Raw genomic sequence first — 6,767 nt, 5'->3', positions numbered from 1 at the left:
GGCTGAAAGTGCCCGCTGGAGCCGTCCCGATCGTGGCACCGAGATGATCTCCGCCTACGAAAATCTTGTCAGAGCCACGTTCACTTGTACGCCGACATCGGGCGCGATCAGGCCCTGCTCGACGCCGAGCAGCTCAGAGGCGCGGGCGCCGGTGGAGATGTAGAACGCGATCAGGGCCCTGTCCCGGTTGTACTTCAATGCGGCGAACAGGTCGTCGAACGCCTGGTCAGGAATGATCCGCGGGGTCGGCTTGGGTTCCTTGGGTTGATATGTGCCCCGGCGGGCGGGGCGCCGGAACGGCTGCATCGGGTTGTGATGCGCATTCGGAGTGCTCTCCTCGGCGGCACCGCCCTGAGGGAATGGGTTGATCAGCGGTCTGCCGTGCGTCTCGCGGTGGTACTCGTAGAACGATCGGATCACCGCGCGAGCGTGCCGCCTGGTCCGAGCGGCGTAGTTCTCGCCGGGCGCGGCCTTCCCGTGATCGGGTTCACCGAGCCCGGTGCGGGCGCGTCGGGACGGCGCTGCCGCGGCGGCTTCTTCGTGGTCTTCAGCCACAGTGCGAAGTCGCGGGCCTCGATCCGGCTCGCGAGATACCAGGGCACATCCACGGCGTGTAAGAACCGGACCCACGCCAACAGCTCATAGGCGTAGGAGCGCAGTGATGCCGGACTCGCGTCGTCTGCGAGCATGTGGTGCAGAAACTCACTGACCGCCGCCACCTCGGTACCATCGGCGTCCACGAGCCGGAACGGCCTCAGCGGATCACCGCTCTTCTCGACGCGGCCGATCCTCGCCACTCTCAGCGCCGCCACATCCCGGACCGTCGTGCAGTGCTCTGGCATCCATACCTCCGTGGGTCGACGACTCGACGACACGCGATGAAAGCAGATACGCACCGCCACACGCAGTGACCAACGAGGTCCAGCCGGAGCCAGAAACCCCGCGCAGTTACGGTCCGTTGACCTCGGACGAAGCCCAAAATGCGTCACAGTTAGTTCGGTCAACGGGACATCCGCTGCCCCGTCCTGCGGCCCGACCCTGAGCAGATGCCCAGGCTGGAGGAGATCCTCACCAACCTGGTCGACCGCCTCCGGGAGGCCAAGGAACAGGGCTGGCTCGGCGAGGTCGCGGCGATCGAGGCAAGCCTCGCCGCCGCCGAGCAGAAGCTCACCGCGATGCGTGACCTCGCAGCCCGCCACACCACCGTCCACCTCGGCATGCCCGATTTCCGTGGCGCCGTCGCGCGCATCGACCCGGAGCAGCGAAACGAGGGTGCGAAGCAGTAGACCTGAGCACTACAACGAGGGGATGACCGTCTTCCTCTGTTCCAAGTGCGGCACCGCGATCACGCCGGAGCTGGCCGAGCTTGCCGCTGTCCCTGACGTCCCAGATGACGAGTGCGACCGGGACAAGGAGACACGCCGGGCACCTTCCACCGTTCCGCGCGGCCACTACGCGATCGACCCCGAGCCCTGGGGACCTCCCTATATCGCGCAGGATGATCAGGAGGACCCGAAGCCGGCTCAGTCGCGCGGACCTCTGGTCTGCGGTGAAGAAGGCTTCGTCATCTCCGCGGGCACCCGACACACCGTGCTGGTACATCCCGACGACGCCACCAACCTTCAGCCCCTGCCTAACTGGGAGAACAGTAACGGGTGCTGCGGTCCGACAGGCGACGAAGGGCTCAACCGAGCCTGCCCCTGCGGCGCTCCGGTGGCGACCCTCGCAGCCGACTGCTTCGGGCCGCACGAACTGCACCTCGACCCCGTCCGGACATACGCGTTCTCCCAGTAAGACCGCGAATCGCGCGTGAACGACACGCCCGAGGAAGCCCATCCACCCAACTTCTTCACCACTACTTTCCGTGGTGAACGTCGGCTCGCAGGCGGATCTATCGCTGGGCTGGGCTAGTTCGGATAAGACCAGCTCGGCGCGCTCGGCCTCGTCCTGAACGCCGTGGTGCTGTGGACTACCCGGTACATCGACGCCGCCGTCACCCAGCTGCGCGTCGAAGGCCATGAGATCCGAGGAAGACATCGCCAGACTCTCTCCGCTCAAGCACATGAATCTCAACGTCCTGGGGCGCTACAGCTTCACGGCCTCCTCCCCGGCCGGTGGGGTCCTGCGACCGCTGCGCGACCCGGACTCAGCTGAACTCGACGAAGAGGACGATGGACAGGAGTGAGCCCGCGGTTCGGGGCTTTTGCCGGGCACCGAAGGGCTTGCCCGGCCTTGGCGCGCGGGGCCACGCTGGGCTGTGGAATCCGATGACGGTGCCCGGGAGGGCCGTCGTGTCGAAGAAGTCCTACAAGACCCGGGGCAACTGGGCGGCTTGTGTCCGGCCGGGATGGAGTCAGTGCTTGCGGAGCAGGTCGCGCTCCGGCTGGCCGGTGCGGGTGTCCGGCGGGCAGCGGCGCACCCGCCAGAGCAGACCTGCGGCGATCAGGACGGCGGCCGGGGCGAGCAGCCAGGGGCTGACCACTGCCCCGCCCACGCCGGCCAGGATTCCGCTGGCCAGCAGGGCCGGACCGGCGCAGCAGATGACGGGCAGCAGGATCAGCCCGATGGCGGCCAGCAGACCACGGCCGGAGCCTGACTGCTCGGGCGGTCGTGTCATCGCAGGTCACCGCTGTCGGGGATGCGAGGGCAGCACTCCGGTGCGGCGGCGTTGTCGGCGGCCAGGGAGCGCGCCAGCATGACCAGGTCGGCCACCCGGGGATCACCGGCGGAGTAGCGCAGCTTCTTGCCGTCCCGGCGGGCCTGGACGTAGCCGCAGTCCATCAGACAGGACAGGTGAACCGACACGCGCGGCTGGGAGATCCCGGCGTGCTCCACGCAGTCGGCCGAGGTGCGCTCGCCGCGCAGGATGAACTCCAGCAGCTTCAGCCGGGTGGGGTCGGACAGCGCGCGGAAGAAGCGGGCCGTGGTGTCCAGATGCAGACACGGCACCTCGGACATGGTGGTCGGCGCCGGGACTGCGTCCGGGTGATCGGTAAGAGTGGGGATATCCACGGGCAGGGCCTTTCCACAAGCAGCTATTCGCCTGTCCGGATAGTATGCTGGCCTTCTGCTATTCGGCAAGCCGCATACGAAAGGGTGGGGCGGTGGGATCCGCCGGTCGCCGACGCGTAAGCGTGCCGGTCGCCGTTTGTACCTGCGAGGAGAGTGAGACGAGATGGCCAGTGCCGCATACGACCTGGTGGTCGTGGGCTCGGGTGGTGCCGCGATGAGCGCGGCCATCACGGCCCGGCAGGCAGGCAGGAGTGTGCTGATGGTGGACGCGGGCGCGGTCGGCGGCACGTGCGTCAATGTCGGCTGTGTCCCCAGCAAGGCGCTGCTGCACATGTCCGGGCACCGTGCCGCCGCCGGCGCGAATCCGTTCGCCGGTGCGCCGACCTCGACCGGGCCGGTGGACTTGGCGGAGCTGATCGGCCAGAAGGACGAGCTGGTGGGACGGATGCGGCAGGACAAGTACGCCGCGGTGGCCGACGCCTACGGCTTCGAGATCCGCCTGGGCACCGCCGCCTTCGACCCAGACGGGCGCTTGGCCATCGACGGGGATCCCGTCGCGGCTGCGGCGTACCTGCTCGCGGGCGGCGCCGAACCCCAGCGTCCCGACCTGCCCGGCCTGGACGACGTCGGCTACCTGACCTCGACGAGCGCGATGGGAGCTCGCCGAGCTCCCCGAATCGCTGGTGGTCATCGGCGGCTACGTCGGCATGGAACAAGCCCAGCTGTTCGCCGGTCTGGGCGTGAAGGTCATCCTCGTCGGCCGGCTCGCACCCGCCGCGGAACCCGAGCTGCGGCAGGTGATGCGTGCCGCGTTCACCCGGGAGGGCATCCGCGTCGTCGAGCACCGCGCCCAGGCCGTCGAACCCGCCCCGGGCGCCGGTGTCACTGTGGTGACCGACACCGGCCTGCGCGTCACCGGCAGCCGGCTGCTCGTGGCCACCGGGCGCACGGCCAGGACCGCCGGGCTCAACCTGTCCGCGGCCGGGGTCAAAACGGACCAGCGCGGCTTCATCGTGGTCGACGAACACCAACGCACCTCCAACCCGGCCGTCTACGCCGTCGGCGACATCACCGGCGGCCCCCAGTACGTCTACGCCGCCGCCGCGCAGGGCCGCGTGGCGGCGGCCAACGCCTTCGGCAACAACGACCGGGTCGACTACACCGGCCTGCCCGCGGTCATGTTCACCCGCCCCCAACTGTCCTCGGCAGGGCTGAGCGAGCAGCAGGCCCTCGACGCCGGATACACCTGCGCCTGCCGGACCCTGCCCCTGTCCGACGTCCCCCGGGCGCTGGTCAACTTCGACACCCTCGGCGCGGTCAAGCTCGTGGCCGACGCGGCCACCGGCCGCCTCCTGGGCGTCCACGCCGCCGCACAAGCCGCAGGAGAGCTGATGCTCGCCGCCACCTACGCCATCAAGGCCCAGATGACCGTCAGCGACCTCGCCGCCACCTGGGCGCCCTACCTGACGATGGCCGAAAGCCTGCGGCTGGCCGCGAAACTCTTCGACCCCGGCGAGCAGATGCCCACCTCCTGCTGCGCCTGACCCCCACGTCCCTGCGGCCGGCGGCCCCTCCGGCGTCCGCGAACCTCACAGGAGACATCCACCGATGAGCGCATCGTTCGACACCATCGTGATCGGCACCGGCCCCGCCGGTGAGGCCGCTGCCGCACGCCTGCACAGCGGCGGCCAGCGCATCGCCGTGATCGAAGCCGAACTGATCGGCGGGGAATGCGCCTACTGGGCCTGCATCCCCTCCAAGACCCTCCTGCGCGCCCCGGAAGCCCGCACGGAAGCCGACCGGGCCCAGGGCGTCACCGACCCTTCCCTGGACTGGGCAGACCTGCGCGCATACCGCGACTACATGATCCGCCACCTCGACGACTCCGCGCAGGTCTCCGGCTACCAGGACCAGGGCATCACCGTCGTCAAAGGCCAGGCCGCCTTCACCGGCCCGCGCACCGTCACCGCCGCCGGACGCGAGATGAGCGCGGACAACATCATCATCGCCACCGGCAGCCAGCCCCGTATCCCGCTCATCAAGGGACTGGCCGACGTGCCCGTGTGGACCAACCGGGAAGCCACCACCCTCACCGACATCCCCGAAAGGGCCCTGGTCATCGGGGGCAGCGCCGTGGGTGTCGAGCTGAGCACCTTCCTTGCCCGCTTCGGCACCCAGGTCACCCTCGTCCAGTCCGCCGGCAGGCTGCTGGATCGTGAAGACCCGCGCGTCGGCGAACTCGCCGCCGCCCACCTCACCGAGGCCGGCATCACCCTGCACACCTCCCGCACCGCACGTAGCGCCCGCCGTGAGGGCGACGACACCCTCGTCACCCTCGACGACGGCAGCGAAGTCCGCGTCGACGTCATCATCATCGGAGCCGGCCGCCGCCCCCGCACCGCCGATTTGAACCTGGAGCGCACCGGCATCACCGTCGACGACCGCGGCGCGATCCCCATCGACGCCTCCTGCCGCGCCGGCGACGGGCTGTGGGCGATCGGCGACGTCACCGCCGTCATGCCCTTCACCCACGTCGGCATGTACCAGGCCCGCATCGCCGCCGACACGATCCTCGGACGCCACCGCACCGCCACCTACGACGGCATCCCCCGCGTCGTCTTCGGCGTACCCGAAATCGCCGCCGCCGGTCTCACCGCAGCCGCCGCCACCGCCGCAGGCCACGACGTCATCACCACCGAACTCGACCTCGCCGACAGCATCGCGCGCCCCTACACCTTCGAAAAGCAGCCACGCGGCACCCTCGGCTTGGTCGCCGACCGCACCGAACAACGCCTCCTGGGCGCCTACGCTGTCGCCCCCCTGGCCAGCGAATGGATCCACCAGGCATCCCTCGCCATCCGCGCCCGCATCCCCCTGACCGTCCTGCGGGACCAGGCAGCCCAATTCCCCACCTACAGCGAGGCATACCTCGCCGCCCTCGAAGCACTGCCGCAGTAAGGAAGAGGGCCCACACTCCCGTGCGCCGTTTCCCCCGCGCGGCCGGGAGAAGCGGCGCACGGACCCGACCCACATCAACCCCTGCTCCTGACCTGCGGAAAGGATCGCTGTGAATCCCGCCTCCCGACAGCTCGCCGCCCGACTGACCACTGCGTTCAACGGCGGCGGCGCCAGTGCCCAACCCTAGCTCTGGCGCCCCCTCCTGCACCTCCTCGCCACCGGACAACCCGTCACCCCCGGTCAGATCGCCGACGCCACCCACCGATCCGAAGACGAGATCCGCCAGGCCCTGGCCGCCATGCCCGACACCGAGTACGACGACGCCGGCCGCGTCATCGGCAGCGGCCTGACCCAGCGCCCGACCCCGCATCACTTCACGATCGACGGCGTACAGCTCTACACATGGTGCGCTCTGGACACCCTCGTCTTCCCCGCAGTCCTGGGCCGCACCGCCCACGTCGAATCCCCCTGCCACACCACCCGAACCCCCGTCTGCCTCACCGTGACCCCCACCGGCGTCACCGACCTCAACCCCGCTGACGCCGTGGTCTCGATCATCACCCCCGACGACATGACCTCCGTCCGCTCCGCCTTCTGCAACCACGTCCACTTCTTCGCCCACCCCGAAGCCGCCCAGAACTGGCTCACCGACCACCCCGGCACAAGCACGCTGCCCGTCGCCGACGCCCACCAACTCGGCCGCCCCCTCACCCAGACCCTCATCGACGCGCCGACCCCGCGCCACTGCTGCTAAACCGCTCTCACCAGCCAAGCTCCCGGTCTCGCATAAATGACCA

General features: G+C 69.5%; 8 protein-coding genes and 3 pseudogenes. 7 read left to right on the top strand and 4 right to left on the bottom strand.

The features are described from left to right. Window positions 1–54 precede the first annotated feature (54 nt). Complete coding sequence (locus tag IEY79_RS34910; RefSeq protein ID WP_189111670.1) at window positions 55–420, bottom strand: hypothetical protein; 366 nt, start codon at window positions 418–420, stop codon at window positions 55–57. Next, a complete protein-coding gene (locus IEY79_RS34905) occupies window positions 417–842 on the bottom strand; it encodes an integrase (RefSeq protein WP_189111669.1) in 426 nt (141 codons plus the stop codon). Before IEY79_RS34905 ends, IEY79_RS34910 begins: the two co-directional genes overlap by 4 nt. A gap of 204 nt (window positions 843–1,046) precedes the next feature. Here IEY79_RS34905 and IEY79_RS34900 point away from each other — a divergent pair, with 204 nt between their 5' ends. The 3 genes and pseudogenes from IEY79_RS34900 to IEY79_RS34890 all read left to right on the top strand — a co-directional run. After that, window positions 1,047–1,286 carry a hypothetical protein gene (locus IEY79_RS34900; protein WP_189111668.1) on the top strand — a complete coding sequence of 80 codons (240 nt, stop codon included), beginning with the start codon at window positions 1,047–1,049 and terminating at the stop codon, window positions 1,284–1,286. Between the two features lie 22 nt (window positions 1,287–1,308). Beyond that, the gene (locus IEY79_RS34895; RefSeq protein ID WP_189111667.1) at window positions 1,309–1,794 is read left to right on the top strand and encodes a hypothetical protein; all 486 of its coding nucleotides are present in this window, start codon (window positions 1,309–1,311) and stop codon (window positions 1,792–1,794) included. 126 nt (window positions 1,795–1,920) lie between these two features. Next, window positions 1,921–2,185, top strand: a pseudogene (locus IEY79_RS34890) (Tn3 family transposase); the annotation flags it as partial. 168 nt (window positions 2,186–2,353) lie between these two features. On the opposite strand, the gene merT reads toward IEY79_RS34890, so the two are convergent. Continuing rightward, on the bottom strand, window positions 2,354–2,617 hold the full coding sequence (merT, locus tag IEY79_RS34885) for a mercuric ion transporter MerT (RefSeq protein ID WP_189111666.1): 264 nt from the start codon (window positions 2,615–2,617) through the stop codon (window positions 2,354–2,356). Next, a complete protein-coding gene (locus IEY79_RS34880; protein WP_189111665.1) occupies window positions 2,614–2,958 on the bottom strand; it encodes an ArsR/SmtB family transcription factor in 345 nt (114 codons plus the stop codon). Before IEY79_RS34880 ends, merT begins: the two co-directional genes overlap by 4 nt. Window positions 2,959–3,175: 217 nt before the next feature. Between IEY79_RS34880 and IEY79_RS38545 the strand changes: the two are divergent. The 4 genes and pseudogenes from IEY79_RS38545 to merB all read left to right on the top strand — a co-directional run. After that, window positions 3,176–4,064 (top strand): annotated as a pseudogene (locus tag IEY79_RS38545) (FAD-dependent oxidoreductase); the annotation flags it as partial. Between the two features lie 126 nt (window positions 4,065–4,190). Continuing rightward, window positions 4,191–4,556 carry an oxidoreductase dimerization domain-containing protein gene (locus IEY79_RS38540; protein ID WP_229701395.1) on the top strand — a complete coding sequence of 122 codons (366 nt, stop codon included), beginning with the start codon at window positions 4,191–4,193 and terminating at the stop codon, window positions 4,554–4,556. A 64-nt stretch (window positions 4,557–4,620) separates the two neighbouring features. After that, window positions 4,621–5,970 carry a dihydrolipoyl dehydrogenase family protein gene (locus IEY79_RS34870; protein WP_189111664.1) on the top strand — a complete coding sequence of 450 codons (1,350 nt, stop codon included), beginning with the start codon at window positions 4,621–4,623 and terminating at the stop codon, window positions 5,968–5,970. A gap of 199 nt (window positions 5,971–6,169) precedes the next feature. Then, window positions 6,170–6,724: pseudogene (gene merB / locus IEY79_RS34865) on the top strand (organomercurial lyase MerB); the annotation flags it as partial. Window positions 6,725–6,767 lie beyond the last annotated feature (43 nt).

Origin of the sequence: Streptomyces camponoticapitis (genome assembly GCF_014646115.1) — a bacterium.
GTDB lineage: Bacteria > Actinomycetota > Actinomycetes > Streptomycetales > Streptomycetaceae > Streptomyces > Streptomyces camponoticapitis.
Note: the sequence above shows the minus strand (reverse complement) of the source record. Positions and strands in the feature narration are given on the sequence as shown.